The organism is Streptomyces sp. NPDC104313, from assembly GCF_055583985.1.
The window spans coordinates 300,707-320,489 of sequence record NZ_JBVJMW010000004.1 but is presented as its reverse complement, the minus strand read 5'-3'; the positions used below and the strand labels follow the sequence as shown (position 1 = coordinate 320,489).

Sequence of the window (19,783 nt, the reverse complement as noted above, 5' to 3'; positions counted from 1 at the left end):
CGCGAAGGACCTCCGCGCCCCGGCCGGGCTCAGACCGCGTCCGCCATCAGCAGGGAGTGGATGCGGTCCGGAGCCCCGGGCCGGGCGTAGTACCAGCCCTGGGCGGTGTCACAGCCCAGCAGCCGCAGCTGCTCGGCCTGGGCGCCTGTCTCCACGCCCTCCACCGTGACGGCCAGCTCCAGGCTGTGGGCCAGCGACACGATGCCCTCGACGATCTTCAGATCGACCGGGTCCGCCGGGTGCTGCTGCATGCCCCGGGTGAAGGAACGGTCCAGCTTGAGCACGCTCACCGGCAGCCTGCGCAGGTTCGCCAGGTTCGAGTAGCCGGTGCCGAAGTCGTCGAGCGCGATGTCGACGCCCATCTCCGCGAGCTGCCGCAGCGGCTTGAGGAGATCGTCGTCGGCGCCGATCAGGGCGGACTCGGTCACCTCCAGGCAGAGCGCCCCCGGTTCCAGACCGGACCGTTCCAGTACGTCGACCGTCTCGGCGACGAGGCGGGGGTGGTGCAGCTGGGTCGGCGAGAGGTTGACGTTGATCCGGAGCGGTCCTCCGTCACTGTGCCGCTCCTGCCAGAAGTTCGCCTGCCGTACGGACTCCTCCAGCACCCAGCGCCCGAGCGGCACGATGAGCCCGGTGTGCTCGGCGAGCGGGATGAACCGGTCGGGGCCGAGCACCCCGTGCTGCGGGTGGCACCACCGTACGAGCGCCTCGGCGCCGTGCACCGTGCCGTCGCCCAGGTGCACGAGCGGCTGGTACTCGATGAAGAACTCACCCCGGTCCAGGGCGGCCGGGAGCGCGGTGGTCAGCCCGTGCCGGGTGATGGCGCGCGCGTCTGCCTCGGCGTCGGCGAGCTGGTAGCGGTTGCCGCCCGCCGCCTTGGCCCGGTACATCGTGATGTCGGCGCTGCGCAGCACCTCGGCGGCGCTGCGTTCCCCGGAAGGCCCCTCGACGACGCCGATCGAGCCGCGGACGGTCAGCTCACGGCCGTCGATGCGGATGGGGGAGGCGAGCGCGTTCAGGATACGGCCGGCCAGTTCGTCCACCTCGTCGGCGGTGTCCGGGCCGGTGGTCAGCGCGACGAACTCGTCGCCGCCGAGCCGGGCGACCATCTCGCCGGGCGCGGTCGCGCAGCTCTGGAGCCGGTCGGCGACCTCGACCAGGAGGCGGTCGCCGGCGGCGTGGCCGAGGCTGTCGTTGATGGCCTTGAAACCGTCGAGGTCCAGGTAGCAGAGGCCGAAGCGGATCCCCTCCCGGGCGGCGAGGGCCTTCTCCAGACGCTCGAAGAACAGGGTCCGGTTGGGCAGTCCGGTGAGCGCGTCGTGGGTGGCTTCGTAGCGCAGCCGCAGATGGAGCAGCCGCCGCTCGGTGGTGTCCTCCATCAGCGCGAGCTGGTACTCGGGACGGCCTTCGGAGTCCCGCAGCAGCGAAACGGTGAGGTTGGTCCACAGGACGGTGCCGTCGTTGCGGTAGTACGCCTTCTCGACCCGGTAGTGGTCGCGTTCGCCGCGTACCAGCTCGTCGTAGTACTTCCACACCTGCGGCGAGTCCTCGGGATGGACCCACTCGTTCACCTTGTGGCTGCGGACGTGGTTCTCCAGCCCGCCGAACATCTTGGTGAGGGTGTCGTTGATCTCCAGGATGTTGCCGTCCAGATCGGCGACGCCGATGCCGATGGCAGCGTCCTTGAAGACCGCGCGGAACCGGGCCTCCGTGGCGTGCAGGGCCTGTTCCGCGTCCGAGCGGGCGGTCAGCGCCGAGCGGGCGATGGCCTCCTGCTCGGCGAGCGTGCGCTCGCGCAGGGCCCCGGTGAAGCCGGCGGCGAGGGTGTGCTGCATCCGAGCGCAGCGGGCCCGGCCGTCCTCGGTGGACAACACGCCGGGTCCGTTGCCGCCGCAGTACAGGACGAGGTAGGAGTCGACGACGCCGAGGGTGGAGCTGAGGGCGTCGGGCTCGGTGCAGTGCGCGTCGATCAGTGCCTCGCCGATCCGCTGGGCGGGCGAGGCGTCGAAGGGGTGGGCGTGCAGGATGCCGTTCAGCTCGCGTGCCAGGGGCAGCAGATGCTGTTCGAATTCCGGCCGGGTGAGAGAGGTGGCCGTCAGGGGGAAGATGGCACGGCTCCAGATTCTGGCGAATCTGCGGAGCCGGCCTTCCGGACCGTCAGGTTCCGCGTCCGGTTCCCCGGACGCCTGGGCGGGAATGCTCACGCCTTGCGCCCAACCCCTGCGAAGCCCGAGAAGGCGTACGGGTCTTCCTGCTCCGGCGCCTGCGGGGTGTCGGGCCGCCATTCGGGCATCGACACGAGTCCCGGCTCGACCATCTCGTAGCCCTCGAAGAACCGGCCGATCTCCTCGCGCGAACGCATGATCAGCGGGTTGCGGATGTTCTGGTAGACGCCGACCGTGCCGGCCGCCTCCTCCTTGGGCAGCGGGATGCCCTCGTACGAGGCGTGGGTCAGGACGATCAGGCTGCCGGGGGCCAGTGACTCGCGCAGTTCGGCGACCGCGGCGCGCGGGTCGTCTGCGTCCTCCACGAAGTGGAGGACCGCGACCAGCAGCAGCGCCACCGGCCGGTCCAGGTCGAGCAGTCCGGTGATCTCCGGGTTCGCCAGGATCTCCTTGGGGCGGCGCAGGTCGGCGGCGGCGATGACCGCACGGTCGTTGCCCTCCAGAACGGCCCGGCTGTGGGCGACGGCGACCGGGTCGTGGTCGACGTAGGCCACCTTGGCCGCGGGGTCGGCGGCCTGGGCGACTTCGTGGACGTTGCCGAAGGTCGGTATACCGGAGCCGATGTCCAGGAACTGGTCGATGCCGGCGCCGACGGCATGGCGGACGGCCCGGCGCATAAAGGCGCGATTGGCCTGCATGATCTTGGGAAGGCCCGGAAGGAACTCCATGGCCTTGCGCGCGGCTTCCCGGTCCACCTCGAAATTGTGCGATCCGCCCAGATAGAAGTCGTACATGCGGGACACGCTTGGCACTGAAAGGTCAATGCCCTGCGGTGCCCAGGCGGGACGCTCCATCGATGTCTCCAACAAGTCGCCACGGCGATCCGGCCATGTTCATGGTCAGTGTTGACCAGAGGCTACTGATCGGCCGCCAGGAGAGCGAGTGGAAACGGAAATTAGCGATCCGTTATTGGTCACACTCCGGTGGCATCCGCGGCCGATCCGTCGCTGCGCGTAGGCGGGCGGCGACGGACCGGCACTCAGGACGCCGTTTCCCGGCGGTTCGGGGCCACTTGGGGCTCCTGGGCGGTGTTCGACCGGGCCCGATCACCGCGGGCACCGACGCGCTCGGAATCGGGGGAAACGGCATACCGGGCGCGGTTGGAGTCAACCGCGCAAACATGATTGGCCCATTATCCGCACGATCAGGGGAATCACCGGCGGCTATCGCGTGTCGTGCGGCTGCGTGGATCATGCTCCCCGACGTGTACGGATCACGCATAGCGCGGCTCACGACGGCCGCCGCACTTCTCTGGCTGACAGCCGTACCGCTGCCCGCGACCGCGGACAGCTGCGCGGTGGCCTCGATCGGCGACGGCGGTTCCTCGGTCGCCGTGGCGGGGGACGGGGGCTGCGTCGCGGTCTCCGAGCCGAAGCCACCACCACCGCCACCGCCGAAACCGCCACCCCCTCCTCCGCCCTCTCCTCCGCCTCCGCCTCCGCCGCTGCTACCGCCACCGACGGTGGACGCAGAACCGCCGCCTCCTCCCCCGCCGCCTCCCCTGCCTCCCCCGCCTGCGCCTACTCCGCCACCACCACCGGCGCCCGCACCGCCACCCAAGCCCTCGCTCTCGCCGAAGTCCCCGGAGCGGACCGAGCCACCGCGCCCCCGGCCCGTCGCACTGCCGACGTACCGCAAACCGGCCCGCAAACAGCCGCGGAGCGGACCGTCGCTGGTGTCCCTGACTCTGCTCATCACCGCCCCGGCGGTGTTCGCCGCTGCCGTACTGCGGCCGCGATCATCCCGCTGACCAGGAGAGATGCATGTCCGAATGGCTCGTACTGAGCATTGCCATGGCGTCCGCCTGCGCGGTCGTCCTCACCATCGCCGTCCTGAACAACCGGCGGATCGGGGATGACGACGACCCGTCCGAGACACCCGACGTCATCGAGTACATGACGATGATGATCGGCGTGGTCTACGCGATCGTCCTGGGACTCGCCATCGCCGGGGTCTGGGAGGGACGCAGCGCCGCCCAGGAGTCCGTACGCATCGAGGCTCAGGCGCTGCACGAGGTGCGGTCGCGCGCCTCCGTCTACCCGGTGGAGGTCCGCGACCGCATCCATGCGGACGTGGACGCCTATGTCAGCCATGTGGTGCACGACGAGTGGAAGGTGATGTCCGAGCGGAACACGCTCACCGAGCGCGGCACCCAGTTGCTGAACAAGGTGCGGGCGGACGTCACCGAATACGTGCCCAAGACCGATCACGAGGGACAGGCCTACCAGCCGCTGGTCGACCAGGTGGCGGCGGTGGACGACGCCCGCAGCTCACGCGGGCAGAACGCCGGGGAGACGATGCCGGGGGTGGTCTGGTTCGGGCTGATCATCGGGGCGCTGGTGACCGTGGGGCTGATCTTCACCCTCCAGATCCGCAGAACGTTCCGCGAACTGCTCCTGGCCGGCCTGTTCAGCGCGTTGATCGCCTTCCTGCTCTTTCTGATCTGGGACTTCGACGCGCCCTTCGGCCGGGGCATCTCGGCCACCGCGGACCCGTTCCTCGACATGTTCCCGGGGGCTGCCCGCTGAGACCGCGCCCCCGGCCGGTGAGCCGGTCGGGGGACACCGCTGACCCATTCGCCGGACCCCGATCGCGGGCCGGGGGGACCGCTCCTAGCGTGTCGGGCATCGAGGTGCATTTTTCCTGCTATGTGGAAATTGGTTCCGCAGCTGCCCCTCGGCGAACCCGGAGGATCCACCATGCGCGCGATACGTGTCGCACCGCTCGCCCTGCTCGGCGCCGGTGCCCTGACCCTGCTGGCCCCGTCCGCCGCCCACGCCGCGCCGGACGGGGCGACCAGCACGTTCAATCCGACGATCTCCCCGTCGGTCATCGCACCGGGCGGCCGGGTCACCCTCGGCGCCGGCGGCTGCGCGGGGGAGACGACCGTCACCTCGGGGATATTCGACACCACCACCATCCCGAGCGGCTCCACGACGGCCACCGCCACCATCGACACGGACGCCCGTCGGGGAGCCGTGTACGCGGTGACGTTCGCGTGCGGCTCCACCGGTACCTCCCGCAACGTCAACCTGACGGTCACCGGCGGCGCCACGAGCACCCCCACCCGGACGCCCACCACCGTTCCGACCGCCAGCTCGACGACACTCGTGCCGGGCGGCGTACGCGGCGGCCTCGGCGGAAGCTCCGGCTCCATCGACACGGTGGAGGTCGCCGCCGGAGCGGCCTTGGTGGCCGTGGCGGCCTCGGGCGCCCTCTACTTCGCGCGCCGCCGCACCGCCGACCGCCACCACTGACGGCGAGCATGCGGCGCACGACAGTCGCCCCGGGTCCTGGACCAGGACCTGGGGCGACGGGCGTATCGGGCCGGGCGGGAGGTTCGACGCCTTAGAACGCCGCATGGCTCGTCCGCCGACGCCGGACGAGGAAGACCGCGCCGCCGACGGCCGCCGCGGCCACCAGGCCGCCGCCGACCTGCATCTCCACCGAGCTCGGCCCCATCGAGCCGCCGAGACCGCCCTGCGCGCCGCGGCCGTCGAGCACAGTGAACTTGTGCGTAGCGATCCGGTCGTTGTCACTGCACTTCACGGAGAGGTGGTACTGACCCGGCGTGGTGTGGTTCCGGACTCGGGCATGGGCGTAGTTGGTGCCGCCACCCGCCGAGAGGCTGGTCGCCGGAAACGCGTTCGACCAGACCTTGCCGCCGTGACCGCAGCCCCGCGCGGTGATCTTCAGCGTGCCGCCCTGGTGGACGGAGTGAGGGTTGACGGCGACGTCGACCGGGCCGTTGGTGGCGGCAGCCATGGGGGCCGCCAGCCCGACGGCCGCGAAAGCGGTCGCGGTGACCGCGAGAGCGCGTGAGACACGCATGGTGTGAACCTCCAGCGGGAAACGCCCCCAGGAGCTTGTCCCCCGGGGTGGTTCGACGAGAACGCCTCCCATGACCAACACTCACCAGCGGATCGACGGATCGCACTTCGGCGTTGCTCCACCCCGGTGACGCGACACGCCGCACGAAATCGCTCGGATCTGACGGATACGCAGGTCACAGGCCGTCAGAACTTTTATCTGCTCATTACTCCGATGGGCAGTCATCCAGCAGGGTCCCGAACCGCCGCCACCCGTTCGCCCCTCTCTGATCGCCGCCCGGAAGCAGCGCCCCTAACGTTCACAGCGTCGCGACGAAGGGAGAACCATGGGCAGGGACTACGCCGGCGCCGAGCGAACCAGACGTGTGCCATGGGGTGCGGTCGCCCTGGTGCTGCTCAGCGGCCTCGCCCTCATGCGCAACGGCACGGAGTTCGGGGAGGCGGGCCCCCCGCAGCCCGCGGCCGCGGCCTCGCTGGACCTGGGCACGGACGCCGCGGGGCCGCCGGTGGAGGGCGAGCCGGTGCAGCCGCTGCCGTACGCCCCGGCCTCCCGGGTGAAGGTCTCGTCCGTCGACATCGACGCCCCGATCATCGACGTCGACCTGGATGCCAACGGGTGGATCGACGCCCCGCCCGCCGAGGACCCCAACCTCGCCGGCTGGTACCAGAACGGCATCGCCCCCGGCCAGCGCGGTACCGCCGTGGTCGTCGGTCACGTCGACAACATGTCCGGGCCCGCGGTCTTCTACGGCCTCGGCTCGCTCCAGAAGGGGCACCGGGTCGAGGTCGCCCGCTACGACGGCCGGGTCGGGATCTTCGAGGTGTACGGGGTGGAGGTCTTCTCCAAGGACGACTTCCCCGGCCCCCAGGTGTACGGCGACACCGGCCACGCGGAGCTGCGGGTCATCACCTGTGGCGGGGGCTACTCCAAGGCGGGCGGCTACGACGGCAACGTGGTGGTCTTCGCCCGGCTCGTCGACACCCGCTGACAACGGCGCTCCCCGCACGACGGTGCCCCGGCGTGCGAGGAGCGCGCTCCTCGCCTCAGAGGCGGTGCGGCACCGTGATGCGGTAGCCGGAGTCCAGCAGCCGGGGCAGATAGCGGCGCAGTGCCGCGACGCTCTGCGAGCGGTCGCCGCCCGCGTCGTGCGAGAGGACGACGACGCCGGGCGCCGCTCCGTCCAGCACCCGGCGGACGATCGTGCCGGTGCCCGGCGCCTTCCAGTCGAGCGTGTCCACGGTCCAGGCCATGGGCTCCATTCCCAACTCGGCCCCGATCTCGAAGGAGTTGCGGTTCCACGCGCCGTAGGGGGCGCGGTACCAGAGCGGCGGGGCCCCGAGCGCCCGGTCCACCACCTCGCTGGTGCGCCCGAGTTCGTCGCGGATCGCGGGGCGGGAGAGCTTCGGGATCAGCGGGTGGGACCAGGAGTGGTTGCCCACCACATGCCCGTCGTCGGCCATCTCGCGCAGCAGGTCCGGGTTGCCGTCGGCCATCTCCCCGCAGACGAAGAACATCGCGCGGACCCGGTGCTCGCGCAGGATGGCCAGGATGTCCGGGGTGTAGAGCGGGTCGGGGCCGTCGTCGAAGCTCAGGACCATCGAGTGACCGATCTCGGGGAGATGCTCGATGGGCCGGACGCGCACGGGCGGCCCGGCCGGTCCGGACCGGGGCGGGGTGCCGGCCGTCATGGGTTCGAGCCGGTACGGCGAGGGCCGGCCCCTGACGTGTCCCGGGGGTCCCGCGGCCGCGGCGGGCGGGGTGTCCGCGGCGTGTGCGGGGCGGCCGGGCGCAGCGGCCGGATCGGCGGCGATCAGGTGCACGGCGGTGGCGGTTCCGAGGCCGAGGGCGACCCTCAGCAGGGTACGGCGCTCGGGTCCGGTGTGATCACTTCTCATGGCCAACTGCTCGCACGGCCGGACGTCCGCTCCGGCCGCCGACACCGAGCTTTGCCCGTTTTGTACACGATCGACGCAGTATGTTCATCTTCAATCGGGCCAGCCGGCGGCCTACGCCGTCGACCCGGCCCGTCGGCGGAACACCATGCCGGCCCTGGTGTACGTCCAGCCCGTCATGACGGCGGGCGCGGCACTGGGCGCGGCACTGGGCGCGCCGATGAGCGACACCACCGGCGAGGTCGCGGAGGACCTGGTCGCCGAGATCCGCGCGGCGACCGAGCGCTTCAGTGACGCGTGGGACATGCGCCGGGAGTTCCACACCGTCCGGGGCGACACCTTCAACGGACCGGTGGCGGCGGCCGACGAGGTGAAACCGGACGCGGTGGGGGTCGGGGCGTCGGAGTCGACCGGGCGCCGCTTCATCGGTCCGGTGGCCGTGCGCCTGGTGAAGGCAGGGCGCCGGCCGGTCACCGTGGTGTCGCAGAAGAGCGTTCACCTGCCCATGAGGAGCCCGTCGTCCTCCGCTCCCCGGCCGAGGACGACGGCGCGGATGCGGTCACGGACCTCGCGGAGGTGCTCGGCCCCCTCGTCGAGGGAGGTGTTGAGGTTGACTGCGCGTCCGGTGACGGTGTCGTACCACTGCGGGACGAACTCCGCCTTCTTCACCGTCCAGCGCTCGCCGGGGTCAGCGGGCGGCGCGAAGGTGAAGCGGCCCATCGAGCTCTGGTTGCCGCGCGGATCCTGGACGCCTTCGTAGTTGATCATCGCTCCGGCGATCTGGTCGCCCATCCCGTAGACGACCCAGGTGCCGTTGACCTTCTCGTACGCCTGCGGCACATGGGCATGGGTGCCGATGATCAGGTCGATGTCGGGGCGGCCCCCATCGGCGGACGCGGTGAGCCGCCGGGCCAGCTCCAACTGCTCCGCGTCGGGCTCGTCCTGCCATTCGGTGCCCCAGTGGACGGAGAGGACGACGACGTCGGCGCCGGCCCGCCGGGCAGCCCTGGCCTCATCGACGATTCCGCGCTCGTCGGTCACGTTGACCGTCCAGGGCCGGTCGGCGGGCACCGGAAAGTCGTTGGTGCCATAGGTGTACGCGAGGTGGGCGACCTTGGCCGCGCCCTTTCCCGGTCCGGCGGGCAGGATCGTGGGCCGGGCGGCCTCGGCGGCGGTGCGCGCGGAGCCGGCGTGCCGGACGCCTGCCCTGTCCAGGGCTCCGAGCGTGCGCCGGACCCCCTCGACCCCGTCGTCGAGGGTGTGGTTGGAGGCGGTGGAGCAGGAGTCGAACCCCGTGGCGCTCAGGGCGGCGGCGATCTCGGGCGGCGACGTGAAGCTGGGGTAGCCGGTGTAGGGGCCGCCCTCCTCGCCGTACACCGTCTCCATATGGCAGAACGCCAGGTCAGCGCCGGAGACGACCGGGGCGACACCCGCCAGCATCGGGGCGAAGTCATGGCCCGCGCCGCCCGCGTCGACGGCGGCACGGTCGATCACGGAGGAGTGCGGCAGGATGTCGCCCGCGGCGAGAAGCGTGAACGGGCGCGGCCCCTCGGCGTCTTGGCCGCCGGCGCCCCGGGCGGCGGCGGGCGGTCCGCTCGGCACGGGGGCCGTGAGCTGCTGCCCGGTGCAGCCGGTGGCCGCGGCGAGCAGGAGGGCGATGGCGGCCATGGCGCCCGGTCGGATGCGCTGCGTCATCTGCTCGACTCCATGTTCGGATGATTGCGACCACCCGACTACACATATTTTCATATCGCATAAGCAAGGAGCATTGCCGCATACCTAGCTGAACTGGTCGTATCGGCCGACCCCGATGGCCCCTCGACCGTTCACCGCACCATTCGCCGCACTGAGCGACCGCTCGTCGCACGCCTCGGCGCACCGCCTGTTCCCGAGCCGCCGAATGCGTTCGTATACGCCACGTCGGCAACGAAGCCGCCAGGGGCCGCGGCGGAGAGGGCATCCATGAAAACCACCACGACGACCGATGAACGGACCCTCGCCGAGTTGCAGCGGGAGCACGGCCCCGCGCTGTTCCACTTCCTCCTCGGCCTGACCTTCGGGGACCGGCAGCGGGCCGAGGACCTGGTGCAGGAGACCCTGGTGCGCGCCTGGCAGCACCCCGAGGCCTTCGACGCGCCCTACGACTCGATGCGGCCGTGGCTGTTCACCGTGGGCCGCCGCCTCGCCATCGACGCGCGGCGCTCCCGACAGGCCCGGCCCGTCGAGGTAAGCGACACGGTGCTGGAGAGCACCCCGGACGCCCTGGACACCGCGGACCGCGCGGTCCGCACCCTGGACGTCCGCGAAGCGGTCCGCACCCTCAGCCCCGAACACCGTGCGGTGCTGGTGCAGATCTACTTCCGCGGGCTGAGCGTCGGCGAGACGGCCAAGGCACTCGGCATCCCCGCGGGGACCGTCAAGTCCCGCTCGTACTACGCCCTGCGGGTCCTCGCGCGGACGCTGCCCGGCTACTCCCGCAGGTCCTCCGCCCGGAGCAGCGCCAGCAGGGCGGAGGCCTCGGCCACCTCCACATAGGCCCGGACGCAGCCGTCACAGCCCTGAAGATGACGGGCGACCCGACAGGTCTCCTCGGCGTCCAGAGCATCCAGGACGTACGCGCCCAGCAGCAGGCGCACATGCGGGTCGTCACCGGGGTCGACACTCATTCACTGCCTCGCATCTCCTGGGCGATCCTCCCCTTCTGCCCACGCGGGGCGCCCGCCCCCGGTTCAATGCTGCGTGAAGCCCGGCACCGAGCAAGGGAAGAGGCGAGACGGGATGCGTCCCGAGGATACGGATGGGACCGGTGGGAACGGGCTCCAGGTACCGATGGTCTGGCTGTCCACCGAGTACCTCGCCGAGGACCTGTTACGGACCGGCGATCTGATGGAGCCGACGACACTGGAGTTCCGGGCGGGGCGCGACGCCCTCGCGCTGACGATGTTCCTGTGCGGGATCCCCCGGGACGCTCCCCTTCCCGGGGTCCTGCCCGCACCGCGGGTCGACGAGCTGCGGATGCTCACGGCGTACGGGTGCACCTGGCGTGCCTGGATCTGCGAACGGCTGGCGGAGGCGGAGGCGGGACGGAACGCCGAGTCCGGCGACCCTGATCTGACGCTGGCGCTGGCGGCCTGGCGCTGGCTGGAGGAGACCGAACTGCTCGCGGCGGACCTGGACGCGATCGGCCCCGCTCCGTGGGACGCCGCGGCCGGTCCGGAGGGCGACCAGGAGGTCCGCGTGTGGACACCCGCCTGGCAGTTGGGGCTGCCGCTGGGGCATCTGGCCGTCCACCTGCACTGAGCCCCTCGCTCAGGAACCGTGCACCCCGGCGCGGTACTTGGGCAGCCGCAGCGTGATCTTCATGCCGGCCCCGACCCCCGTCTCGATGACCAGGCCGTAGTCGTCGCCGTAGACCTGCCGCAGCCGCTCGTCCACGTTGAGCAGCCCGATGCCGGTGGAGGCTCCGCCCTCGCCGCGCAGGATCTGCCGCAGCCGTTCGGGGTCCATGCCGGTTCCGTCGTCCTCGATGACCACCTCGGCCTCCGAGCCGGCGTCCAGGGCGCTGATGGTGATGCGGCTGCGGGTGACCGCCCCCTCGAGGCCGTGCTTGACGGCGTTCTCCACCAGCGGCTGGAGGCACAGGAACGGCAGGGCGACCGGCAGCACCTCGGGGGCGACCTGGAGGGTCACGGCGAGGCGTTCACCGAAGCGGGCACGGACGAGGGACACATACTGGTCGATGGAGTGCAGTTCATCCGCCAGAGTGGTGAACTCCCCGTGCCTGCGGAACGAGTAGCGGGTGAAGTCGGCGAACTCCAGCAGCAGTTCGCGGGCCTGTTCGGGGTCGGTCCGGACGAACGAGGCGATGGCGGCGAGCGAGTTGAAGATGAAGTGCGGAGAGATCTGCGCCCGCAGGGCCTTGATCTCGGCCTCGATGAGCTGAGTGCGGGAGCGGTCCAGCTCGGCCAGTTCCAGCTGGACGCAGATCCAGCGCGCCACCTCCCCCGCCGCCCGGGCCAGCACCGCCGACTCGCGCGGGGCGTAGGCGACGAGCGCGCCCAGGACCCGGTTCTCGACGGTGAGCGGGACGGCGACGGCCCAGCGCAGCGGGCAGTCGAGGTCGGCGCAGCCGCTGTCGAAGGCGGTGCCCCGCCCGTTCTCCAGCAGCACCTTCAGATGCTCCATGACGCCTTTGCCGTGGTGTTGCCCGGCGCCGTCCCAGACCAGCACCCGCTCCCGGTCGGTGAGGCAGAGAGCGTCGGTGCCGAGGAGGGAGCGCAGCCGGCGGGCGGCACGCCGGGCGCTCTCCTCGGTGAGGCCGGCCCGCAGCGGCGGGGCGGCCAGCGACGCGGTGTGCAGGGTCTCGAACGTGGCGTGCTCGACGGGCGTGCCGACGTCGCTGGGGCCCAGCGGTCGGGCGGTGCGGCGGCCCAGCAGATATCCGGTGCCGAGCAGCAGCACGGCCGGCACGACGAGAGCGGCGATCGCGGCCCCGGTCATCGTTCCCGCCCAGCGGCGGACCGCGCCGAGGAGAGTGCCTCGGGGAGGTGGAAGCGGGTCATGGCGGCGTTGGTGCCCGGGGGTATCCGCCCCGGTGTGGCGAGCGAGACGAGGATCATCGCGAGGAACCCCACGGGGACGGACCAGACGGCGGGCCAGGCGAGCAGGGCGTGCGGCCAGCCCGGCGGGCGTACGGCTCCGCTGACGGTGACGGCCACCGCGACGAGAGCGGAGCCGCCGCCCAGCAGGAGCCCCGCGACGGCCCCGGGCGGGGTGAGCCGCCGCCACCAGATGCCGAGGATGAGCAGCGGGCAGAAGGAGGAGGCGGAGACGGCGAAGGCCATGCCGACCGCGTCGGCCACCGGCACCCGGCTCACCAGCAAGGAACCGGCGAGCGGTACGGCGATGGCGAGGACGGTGGCGAGCCGGAAGTGGCGTACCCCGCGCGAGGGCAGGACGTCCTGGGTGATGACTCCGGCGACCGCCATGGTGAGCCCGGAGGCGGTGGACAGGAACGCGGCGAACGCCCCGCCGGCGATCAGCGCCCCGAGGAGGTCGCCGCCGAGTCCGCCGATGAGACGGGCGGGCAGCAGCAGGACGGCGGCGTCCGCGTCTTCTCCGTATCGCAGTTCGGGCGTGTAGAGCCGGCCGAGCGCGCCGTAGATCGGCGGGAGCAGGTAGAAGAGGCCGACCAGGGCGAGGACGGCGACGGTGGTGCGGCGGGCGTCGCGGCCGTTGGGGCTGGTGTAGAAGCGGACGACGACGTGGGGCAGGCCCATGGTGCCGAGGAAGGTCGCCACGATCAGCCCGTATGTGGCGTACAGCGGATGGTCGGCGCGGAAGACGGCGAGCTGGTCGTCGAAGCTGACCCGGGGGCGGCCGTCGCCCTGCCAGGCGAGGACCAGGAAGAGGGCGGGGACCAGGAGCGCGGTGAGCTTCAGCCAGTACTGGAAGACCTGGACGAAGGTGATGGAGCGCATGCCGCCCGCGGCGACGGCGGCGGTCACGACGGTGGCGACGAGGACGTCGCCGAGCCAGCCCGGAGCGCCGGTGAGGATCTTGAGGGTGAGCCCGGCGCCCTGGAGCTGGGGCACGAGGTAGAGCCAGCCCGCGCCGACGACGAGTGCGCTGACCAGTCGTCGGACCTGCCGTGATTCGAGCCGTCCCTCGGCGAAGTCCGGCAGGGTGTAAGCCCCTGAGCGGCGCAGCGGGGCGGCGACGAAGACCAGGAGCACCAGGTATCCGGCGGTGTAGCCGACCGGGTACCAGAGCATGTCGGGGCCGTGGACGAGGACGAGCCCGGCGACGCCGAGGAAGGAGGCGGCCGAGAGGTATTCGCCGCTGATCGCGGCGGCGTTGAGACGGGGCCGTACGGTGCGCGAGGCGACGTAGAAGTCGGAGGTCGTACGGGAGATGCGCAGGCCGAAGCCTCCGACGAGGACGGTGGCGAGGACGACGAGGGCGACCGCCACCCAGGACGCCATGTGGTCGGGGGTGCTCACGGGGCGGGACGGCCCTCCACCAGCCGGGCGAAGTCGCGTTCGTTGCGCTCGGCCCTGCGGACGTACCACCAGGCGGCCAGGGTGAGCGGCGGGTAGGTGGCGAAGCCGAGCACCGCCCAGACGAGGGCGGAGCTGTTCAGCGCGGCGAACAGGAGCGGCAGGGTGCCCGCGACGAGGGCGAGGACGCCGAAGACGGTGAGCCCGGCGCGCAGCTGGCCGCGCATCAGCGAGCGCACATAGGCGCCGCCGAGGGCGGTCTGCTCGTCGATCTCCGACTGGGTGCGGTAGCGGGGCAGCGGGCGCACCCGCCGCGGCTCCCCCGTGACCACTTCGCGCCGGGGCGATGGCTCTGCGGACATGGGCTCGGAGTGTAGGCGTCCGCAGGTGGTGCTGGGAAGGGATCGCGGAAGGTCTCCCCAGGTCAGCGGCGGCCTCGCGCACTGCTTCAGCGGCCATCCTGGCGCATCAGGAGGTCGCGCAGGGCTCGGGTGTGGCGGCGGCTGACGGCCAGCTCGGCCTCCCCGACGCGCACGCTCATGCTGCCCGCGTCCAGGCGAAGTTCGTCGATCCGGCCGAGCGCCACGAGGTGGCGGCGGTGGATCCGGACGAAGCCCCGGGAGCGCCAGCGCTCCTCCAGGGTGGTGAGCGGGATGCGGACGAGATGGCTGCCGGTGGCGGTGTGCAGGCGGGCGTAGTCGCCCTGCGCCTCGGCGTACGCGATCTCGTCGATGGGGATGAAACGGATGACGCCGCCCAACTCGACCGGGATCTGGTCGCCCGCGTTGTCGTGGACCGGTGCGGACCGGTCCCCCACCTGTTCGGCGACCCGGCGGACGGCTTCGGCGAGGCGTTCGCGGCGGACCGGTTTCAGGACGTAGTCGACGGCCTTGAGGTCGAAGGCGTGGACGGCGAAGCCCTCGTGCGCGGTGACGAAGACGATGAGCGGGGGCGCGGCGAATCCGGCGAGGAGCTGGGCGACGTCGAGGCCGGTGAGCCCGGCCATGTGGATGTCGAGGAAGACCACGTCGATCGCGGACGGATCGTCGGGGCCCGCGTCCACCGCGCCGCCGATGCGGCGCAGTGCCTCGGTCGCACCGGTGGCGCCCTCGGCGCTGCGGACACGGGGGTCGGCGCGCAGGAGGTAGAGGAGTTCCTCCAGGGCGGGTTGTTCGTCGTCGACGGCGAGTACGCGCAGCATGAGGCCGGAGTTTAGGGGGTGCGGTGGGCGGCCGGCGGCAGCGGCGGTCACTTCGGGAACGCGCTTCGCGGACTCACTTCAGGAACTTGGAGAGCCTGCGGTCCGCGAGGGGCTTCCCGCCGGTCTGGCAGGTGGGGCAGTACTGGAGCGAGGAGTCGCTGAAGGAGACCTCCAGGATGGTGTCCCCGCAGACCGGGCAGGCCTCTCCGGTACGCCCATGGACCCGCATCCCGGTCTTCTTCTCGGCCTTCAGCTTCCCCGCCTCCACCCCGCTGGAGCGGGCGACGGCGTCCTCCAGGGTGCCGCGCAGCGCGGTGTACAGGCGGGTGACGTCGTCCTCGTCGAGGTCGGCGGTGCGTTTGAACGGGGACATCTTCGCGACGTGCAGGATCTCGTCGCTGTAGGCGTTGCCGATGCCGGCGATGAGCGACTGGTCGCGCAGCGCGCCCTTGATCTGGCGGCGCTCCCCGGCGAGCAGCGTGGCGAACGCGTCGCGGTCGAAGGCGTGGGCGAGGGGGTCCGGGCCGAGGCGGGCGATTGCGGGGACGTCCATGGGGTCGTGGACGAGGTGGACCGCGAGGCGCTTCTTGGTGCCCATCTCGGTGAGGTCGAAGCCGTCGCCGTCGACGGTCACCAGGCGCAGGGCAAGGGGCCCCTTGCCGGGGCGGGGCGGGGCGGCCGGGAAGGAGTCCTTCCAGCGGAGCCAGCCGGCCCGGGCGAGGTGGGTGGTCAGGTGCAGCCCGCCCGCCTCGATGTCGAGGAACTTGCCGTGGCGGGCGACCGAGGTGACGGTCTCGCCCTCCAGGGCGGTCGGCGGCGGGTCGTACGTCTTCAGGACGCTGATCGCCAGCGGGCGGACGCGGGCGATCTCCTTGCCGACCAGGTGGTCGTCGAGGAAGGCCCGCAGGGCTTCGACTTCGGGTAGTTCGGGCATGGCTCAAGACTGCCGCAGCCGGTGGGCGGCTGCCTGTCAGGACACCGGTGTGCGGTCCGTGCCGGTGATGACAGCGCCCAACTCCGTGAACTCCTCCTCGACCGCGGCTGCGAGCCGGTCGAGGTCGGGCAGTGCCTTGCCGTCGGCCACCAGTCCCACCTGCACCCGACCGCCGTAGGTGGTCAGGGCCACCGCCAGGGACTGGCCCCGGGCCAGCGGCGCCATCGGGTAGAGGGCGGTCAGCGGGCAGCCGCCCAGCGAGAGCGCGGAGCGGGGCAGCGGCACGCTGGTGACCAGCACGTCGAACAGCATGCGGGCGGCGTTGGCCGCCAGCGGTGCGCCGAACCGGTGGGCCAGCGGTGGCAGTTGGTCGGCCAGTACGGCGACGGCCCCGGCTCCCTTCAGTGGGCCGGCCGCCTTGTTGTGGTCCATCGCCGTCCGGACCGCCCGGAGCCGCTCGCGCGGGTCGGCCGCGGTGACCGGCAGGTCGAGCAGATAGGCGGAGAGCCGGTTGCCGGTGGCGGAGGAGCCACCGGGCCGGCGGCGGGAGACGGGGACCAGGGCACGCGGGTCGGCGGCGGGCAGCGGCTCGCCGCGCCCGGCCATCCAGCGGCGCAGCGCACCGGCGACGACGGCGAGGAGGATGTCGTTGGCGGTGCCGCCCTCGGCCCGCCGGATCCGCTGGAGGTCCCCGGCGTCCAGGTCGGCGGTGGCCAGGCGGCGGGTGCCGCTGGAGGGTGCGGTGAAGGCGGTCGCGCCGCGCAGGTCGAGGCGGCCGGCGCGGACGACGGAGGCCCCCACGCCGAGCGCCCGGCCGACCTCGCCGATCCGGCCGAGGGCCATGCCCGCCATCTCCCGGGGGTCGGGCAGCCAGGAGCGGGGCGGGACGGCGGGGCGGCCCCGGGCCGCGGTGCGGGCGTTGGTGACGGCGGCGATCTCGTCGAAGATCCCGGACCCGATGGCGACCGCCCGCATCCCGTCGGCCAGGGCGTGGTGCAGCTTGACCAGGACGGCGAAGGGCCCGCCCTCCGCGCCGCCGATGAGGTACATCCGCCAGGGCGGCAGCCCGCGCCCGAGCGGTCGCTCCATCAGTTCGCCGGCCAGCCGGCCGGCCCCGGCCATGAAGTCCCCGTCGTCCACGACGACGTGCTCGACGTGCCGGTGCACGTCGAAGTCCTTGTCCACCGTCCAGGCCTTGCCGCCGACCGGCAGCAGGACGTCCCTCACACACATGCGCAGCCGGGGGATCGCGGCGGCGCGGGTCCCGAGCAGGCCGAGGATCCGCCCCGGACCGGCGCCGGGCGCCGATGCGAAGACGGCGAGCGCGCCGAGGTGCATCGGATGGGCGTCCGATTCGAGGTGCCAGAAGGCGAGGTCGAGCGGGGCGAGGAGCTCGGTACCCAACGGGGGCCTCATGTCATCGAAGGCGGCAGGGCCGGGGTGCGGCCGCTCCCCCGCAGTCAATCCTTCACGGTCGGTCACGGTCAAGCACAGACATGTTACGTACTGTTACGGAGTCGCGGCCGGTCGCTCTCGTTCGGAAGGTCGGCGTGCCGGGATGAGGAACTCGCACCACACGCATTTGCCGCTGCCCCGGGACTCCACGCCCCAGACGTCGGCCAGCCGGTCGACCAGCATCAGGCCGCGCCCCGACACCCCCGACTCCCCCGCGTCACGACGCCGGGGCAGTGCGCTGGAGCGGTCCTCGACGTCGACGCGCAATCGTCGCTCGGTTCCGGCGAGCACCCGGATCGTCACGACGGCGCCGCCGTCGGTGTGCATGAGCGCGTTGGTGATCAGTTCGTCGGCCGCGAGCTCGATCTCGTCGGCCCGGTCCTTCGCTCCCCAGGCCCGGACCGCGGCCCGGATCATGTGCCGTGACGATCTCAGCGCCTCGGGGTCGTTCTGGGCGACGTCCTGCTGGAGTCGGCCGCCCGGCTGCGGGGCGTGCGCGGCCCGGCGGCGCAGCAGCAGGAGGGCGACATCGTCCTGGCCACCGCGCCCGTCGACGGCGTCGCAGAGCCGGTCGGCCAGCTCCTGCAGTTCCTGGGGGCCGTTGGTGACAAGGGCGGTGAGCAGTTGCATACCTTCGTCGAGGTCGGAGCCCGGCAGCTCGACGAGTCCGTCGGTGAACAGGATCATCGTCTGGCCTGGGTCCAGTTCGACCGTGCCGACCGGATACTCCAGCCGGCCGAACTCCGCCGAGAGGCCGAGCGGCAGGCCGCCCTCGGACGGAATCCTGCGGCAGCTCCCGTCCACGTCCCGTACCAGCGGGTCGATGTGTCCGGCGCGGACCACCTGGACGACGCCGGTGGTGAGGTCGACCTCGGCGTAGGTACAGGTGGCGAAGCGGTCGGTGTCCAGTTCGTGGAGGAAGACGGAGGCGCGCGCCATGACCGTGGCGGGGCTGTGCCCCTCGGCGGCGTACGCGCGCAGGACGATCCTGAGCTGCCCCATGACGGCGGCTGCGTGGGTGTCGTGCCCCTGGACGTCCCCGATGACGGCGCCGACCCGGCCACCGGGCAGCGGGATCAGGTCGTACCAGTCGCCGCCGATGTCCCGGCCGAGGCGGGCCGATCGGTAGCGGACGGCGACCTGCGCCCCGGGCACGGCCGGGATCCGGCGCGGCAGCATCGCCTGTTGCAGGCCCTCGGCGAGGTCGTGCTCCTGTTCGTAGAGCATCGCGCGCTGGAGGCTCTGGGCGATCGAGGTGCCGAGCGCCATCAGCAGATTGCGTTCGTCGGCGGTGAAGCCGCCCTTGTCCTGGTAGAGGAGGCCGAGTGCGCCGATCGGGCGGGCCTGGGCGATCAGCGGCATGTAGGCGGCGGAGGTGATTCCGAGGCGGCTGATATCTGGCCACAGGATCGGATAGGAGGCGGCGAAGTCGTCGGCGGACTCGATGAAGCGGGGGGTCAGGGTGCGCACCACCTCGCTCATCGGGTACTGCTCGTCCACCCGGGTGTACCGGGTGCCGGGGACGTACGCGCCTTTGGGGCCGTCGGCCACGAGGTGGATGCGGCCGGACTCCAGCAGGCCCATGACGAGGCTGGTGGCTCCGAGGTGGGCGAGCCCCTGGGAGTTCTTGAGGACGGCGATGACGTCCTTGACCGTACGGGCGTGGGCCAGCGCGGCCGTGGTGCCCTCGACCAGGCTGGTGCGCCGGCGGCGGTCCTCGTCCAGCTCGCGTCGGGCGGTGGAGTCGGCCAGTTCCTGGGTGGCGTCGCGAACGATGCCGATGATGCGGCGGGGGCGGCCGGTCCCGTCCCGGCGGACGAAGCCCTGGGTGTGGGTCCAGCGCAGCGTGCCGTCCCGCCGCTGGATACGGAAGTACGCGCCGTAGTTGGTACGCCCGCTCTTCAGGGCCTGCGAGACCATCCCGTCCAGGCGCTGGGCCTCGTCCGTCGGTACGCGCGGCGCCAGTGAGGCCGGCCGGCCGTCGTACTCGTCCGCGGTCAGGTCGAACACGTCGAGGGCGGCCCGGTCCATGTGCATGAGGCCGGTGTCAAGGTCCCAGTCGAAGCTGCCCATACGGTTCAGGGCGAGGCTGAGGTCCGGGTGGGCGGGCCAGTCGTCGGGGAGTGGCAGGGCACCCGCTACCCGATCATCCATGTGGGCCACTCTGTCATTATCTATCCGATTCTTCTTGTCCGATATCCCGACCGGTCCGCACGGTGCCGGGCGGCGCCTGTGCGGACTCCGTC

18 protein-coding genes and 1 pseudogene are annotated in these 19,783 nt (G+C 71.9%); 6 read left to right on the top strand and 13 right to left on the bottom strand.

Going from position 1 to position 19,783, the window contains the following annotated elements; genetic code table 11:
- Nucleotides 1-29 precede the first annotated feature (29 nt).
- Nucleotides 30-2,204, bottom strand: a complete 2,175-nt coding sequence (locus tag ACZ60Q_RS11615; RefSeq protein WP_469631841.1) for a putative bifunctional diguanylate cyclase/phosphodiesterase — start codon at nt 2,202-2,204, stop codon at nt 30-32.
- Nucleotides 2,201-3,019, bottom strand: a complete 819-nt coding sequence (locus tag ACZ60Q_RS11610) for an SAM-dependent methyltransferase (RefSeq protein ID WP_469631839.1) — start codon at nt 3,017-3,019, stop codon at nt 2,201-2,203. The genes ACZ60Q_RS11615 and ACZ60Q_RS11610 overlap by 4 nt, the downstream gene beginning before the upstream one ends.
- Before the next feature lie 969 nt (nt 3,020-3,988).
- Here ACZ60Q_RS11610 and ACZ60Q_RS11605 point away from each other — a divergent pair.
- On the top strand, nt 3,989-4,753 hold the full coding sequence (locus tag ACZ60Q_RS11605; protein WP_469631837.1) for a bestrophin-like domain: 765 nt from the start codon (nt 3,989-3,991) through the stop codon (nt 4,751-4,753).
- A gap of 171 nt (nt 4,754-4,924) precedes the next feature.
- Nucleotides 4,925-5,482, top strand: a complete 558-nt coding sequence (locus ACZ60Q_RS11600) for a hypothetical protein (RefSeq protein ID WP_469631835.1) — start codon at nt 4,925-4,927, stop codon at nt 5,480-5,482.
- A gap of 91 nt (nt 5,483-5,573) precedes the next feature.
- Here the strand turns inward: ACZ60Q_RS11600 and ACZ60Q_RS11595 are convergent, their stop codons facing one another.
- The gene (locus ACZ60Q_RS11595; protein WP_469631833.1) at nt 5,574-6,056 is read right to left on the bottom strand and encodes a hypothetical protein; all 483 of its coding nucleotides are present in this window, start codon (nt 6,054-6,056) and stop codon (nt 5,574-5,576) included.
- Nucleotides 6,057-6,381: 325 nt separating this feature from the next.
- Between ACZ60Q_RS11595 and ACZ60Q_RS11590 the strand changes: the two genes are divergently transcribed.
- Nucleotides 6,382-7,044, top strand: a complete 663-nt coding sequence (locus ACZ60Q_RS11590) for a class F sortase (RefSeq protein WP_469631830.1) — start codon at nt 6,382-6,384, stop codon at nt 7,042-7,044.
- 55 nt (nt 7,045-7,099) lie between these two features.
- Here ACZ60Q_RS11590 and ACZ60Q_RS11585 read toward each other — a convergent pair whose 3' ends face one another.
- Complete coding sequence (locus tag ACZ60Q_RS11585; RefSeq protein WP_469631827.1) at nt 7,100-7,951, bottom strand: polysaccharide deacetylase family protein; 852 nt, start codon at nt 7,949-7,951, stop codon at nt 7,100-7,102.
- Nucleotides 7,952-8,045: 94 nt separating this feature from the next.
- Here ACZ60Q_RS11585 and ACZ60Q_RS11580 point away from each other — a divergent pair.
- Nucleotides 8,046-8,429: pseudogene (locus ACZ60Q_RS11580) on the top strand (universal stress protein); the annotation flags it as partial.
- A gap of 14 nt (nt 8,430-8,443) precedes the next feature.
- On the opposite strand, the gene ACZ60Q_RS11575 reads toward ACZ60Q_RS11580, so the two are convergent.
- Nucleotides 8,444-9,643, bottom strand: a complete 1,200-nt coding sequence (locus ACZ60Q_RS11575; RefSeq protein WP_469631825.1) for a CapA family protein — start codon at nt 9,641-9,643, stop codon at nt 8,444-8,446.
- A gap of 267 nt (nt 9,644-9,910) precedes the next feature.
- Here ACZ60Q_RS11575 and ACZ60Q_RS11570 point away from each other — a divergent pair, with 267 nt between their 5' ends.
- Entirely contained in the window at nt 9,911-10,483 is a 573-nt protein-coding gene (locus tag ACZ60Q_RS11570) for a sigma-70 family RNA polymerase sigma factor (RefSeq protein ID WP_469631823.1), read from the top strand.
- Here the strand turns inward: ACZ60Q_RS11570 and ACZ60Q_RS11565 are convergent.
- Nucleotides 10,417-10,614 (bottom strand): zf-HC2 domain-containing protein, encoded by a 198-nt coding sequence (locus ACZ60Q_RS11565; RefSeq protein ID WP_469631820.1) that lies wholly within the window; start codon nt 10,612-10,614, stop codon nt 10,417-10,419. The two genes, ACZ60Q_RS11570 and ACZ60Q_RS11565, sit on opposite strands and share 67 nt — an antisense overlap.
- A 112-nt stretch (nt 10,615-10,726) precedes the next feature.
- Between ACZ60Q_RS11565 and ACZ60Q_RS11560 the strand changes: the two genes are divergently transcribed.
- Nucleotides 10,727-11,248: a hypothetical protein gene (locus ACZ60Q_RS11560; RefSeq protein ID WP_469631817.1), complete on the top strand. Its 522-nt coding sequence runs from the start codon at nt 10,727-10,729 to the stop codon at nt 11,246-11,248.
- Nucleotides 11,249-11,257: 9 nt separating this feature from the next.
- Here ACZ60Q_RS11560 and ACZ60Q_RS11555 read toward each other — a convergent pair whose 3' ends face one another.
- From ACZ60Q_RS11555 to ACZ60Q_RS11525, 7 genes are all read right to left on the bottom strand, one after another.
- Nucleotides 11,258-12,448, bottom strand: a complete 1,191-nt coding sequence (locus ACZ60Q_RS11555) for a sensor histidine kinase (protein ID WP_469631815.1) — start codon at nt 12,446-12,448, stop codon at nt 11,258-11,260.
- Nucleotides 12,445-13,950 (bottom strand): sodium/solute symporter, encoded by a 1,506-nt coding sequence (locus ACZ60Q_RS11550; RefSeq protein ID WP_469631813.1) that lies wholly within the window; start codon nt 13,948-13,950, stop codon nt 12,445-12,447. The genes ACZ60Q_RS11555 and ACZ60Q_RS11550 overlap by 4 nt, the downstream gene beginning before the upstream one ends.
- Nucleotides 13,947-14,309: a hypothetical protein gene (locus tag ACZ60Q_RS11545; protein WP_047180039.1), complete on the bottom strand. Its 363-nt coding sequence runs from the start codon at nt 14,307-14,309 to the stop codon at nt 13,947-13,949. Before ACZ60Q_RS11545 ends, ACZ60Q_RS11550 begins: the two co-directional genes overlap by 4 nt.
- 86 nt (nt 14,310-14,395) lie before the next feature.
- Nucleotides 14,396-15,148: a LytR/AlgR family response regulator transcription factor gene (locus ACZ60Q_RS11540; RefSeq protein ID WP_469631810.1), complete on the bottom strand. Its 753-nt coding sequence runs from the start codon at nt 15,146-15,148 to the stop codon at nt 14,396-14,398.
- 73 nt (nt 15,149-15,221) lie between these two features.
- Nucleotides 15,222-16,082, bottom strand: a complete 861-nt coding sequence (locus ACZ60Q_RS11535) for an Fpg/Nei family DNA glycosylase (protein ID WP_469631808.1) — start codon at nt 16,080-16,082, stop codon at nt 15,222-15,224.
- A 36-nt stretch (nt 16,083-16,118) separates the two neighbouring features.
- Nucleotides 16,119-17,486, bottom strand: a complete 1,368-nt coding sequence (locus ACZ60Q_RS11530; protein WP_469631805.1) for a wax ester/triacylglycerol synthase family O-acyltransferase — start codon at nt 17,484-17,486, stop codon at nt 16,119-16,121.
- A gap of 105 nt (nt 17,487-17,591) precedes the next feature.
- Nucleotides 17,592-19,691, bottom strand: coding sequence for a SpoIIE family protein phosphatase (locus tag ACZ60Q_RS11525; RefSeq protein ID WP_469631804.1), 2,100 nt, complete (start codon nt 19,689-19,691; stop codon nt 17,592-17,594).
- Nucleotides 19,692-19,783 lie beyond the last annotated feature (92 nt).

Bases quoted from the DNA above. Each gene is read 5' to 3' on its own strand.
- ACZ60Q_RS11610 (WP_469631839.1), bottom strand. From the start codon at position 3,019: ATGGAGCGTCCCGCCTGGGCACCGCAGGGCATTGACCTTTCAGTGCCA.
- ACZ60Q_RS11565 (WP_469631820.1), bottom strand. From the start codon at position 10,614: ATGAGTGTCGACCCCGGTGACGACCCGCATGTGCGCCTGCTGCTGGGC.
- ACZ60Q_RS11555 (WP_469631815.1), bottom strand. From the start codon at position 12,448: ATGACCGGGGCCGCGATCGCCGCTCTCGTCGTGCCGGCCGTGCTGCTG.
- ACZ60Q_RS11590 (WP_469631830.1), top strand. From the start codon at position 6,382: ATGGGCAGGGACTACGCCGGCGCCGAGCGAACCAGACGTGTGCCATGG.
- ACZ60Q_RS11575 (WP_469631825.1), bottom strand. From the start codon at position 9,643: ATGACGCAGCGCATCCGACCGGGCGCCATGGCCGCCATCGCCCTCCTG.
- ACZ60Q_RS11585 (WP_469631827.1), bottom strand. From the start codon at position 7,951: ATGAGAAGTGATCACACCGGACCCGAGCGCCGTACCCTGCTGAGGGTC.
- ACZ60Q_RS11545 (WP_047180039.1), bottom strand. From the start codon at position 14,309: ATGTCCGCAGAGCCATCGCCCCGGCGCGAAGTGGTCACGGGGGAGCCG.
- ACZ60Q_RS11535 (WP_469631808.1), bottom strand. From the start codon at position 16,082: ATGCCCGAACTACCCGAAGTCGAAGCCCTGCGGGCCTTCCTCGACGAC.
- ACZ60Q_RS11605 (WP_469631837.1), top strand. From the start codon at position 3,989: ATGTCCGAATGGCTCGTACTGAGCATTGCCATGGCGTCCGCCTGCGCG.
- ACZ60Q_RS11570 (WP_469631823.1), top strand. From the start codon at position 9,911: ATGAAAACCACCACGACGACCGATGAACGGACCCTCGCCGAGTTGCAG.
- ACZ60Q_RS11600 (WP_469631835.1), top strand. From the start codon at position 4,925: ATGCGCGCGATACGTGTCGCACCGCTCGCCCTGCTCGGCGCCGGTGCC.
- ACZ60Q_RS11560 (WP_469631817.1), top strand. From the start codon at position 10,727: ATGCGTCCCGAGGATACGGATGGGACCGGTGGGAACGGGCTCCAGGTA.
- ACZ60Q_RS11595 (WP_469631833.1), bottom strand. From the start codon at position 6,056: ATGCGTGTCTCACGCGCTCTCGCGGTCACCGCGACCGCTTTCGCGGCC.
- ACZ60Q_RS11540 (WP_469631810.1), bottom strand. From the start codon at position 15,148: ATGCTGCGCGTACTCGCCGTCGACGACGAACAACCCGCCCTGGAGGAA.
- ACZ60Q_RS11525 (WP_469631804.1), bottom strand. From the start codon at position 19,691: ATGGATGATCGGGTAGCGGGTGCCCTGCCACTCCCCGACGACTGGCCC.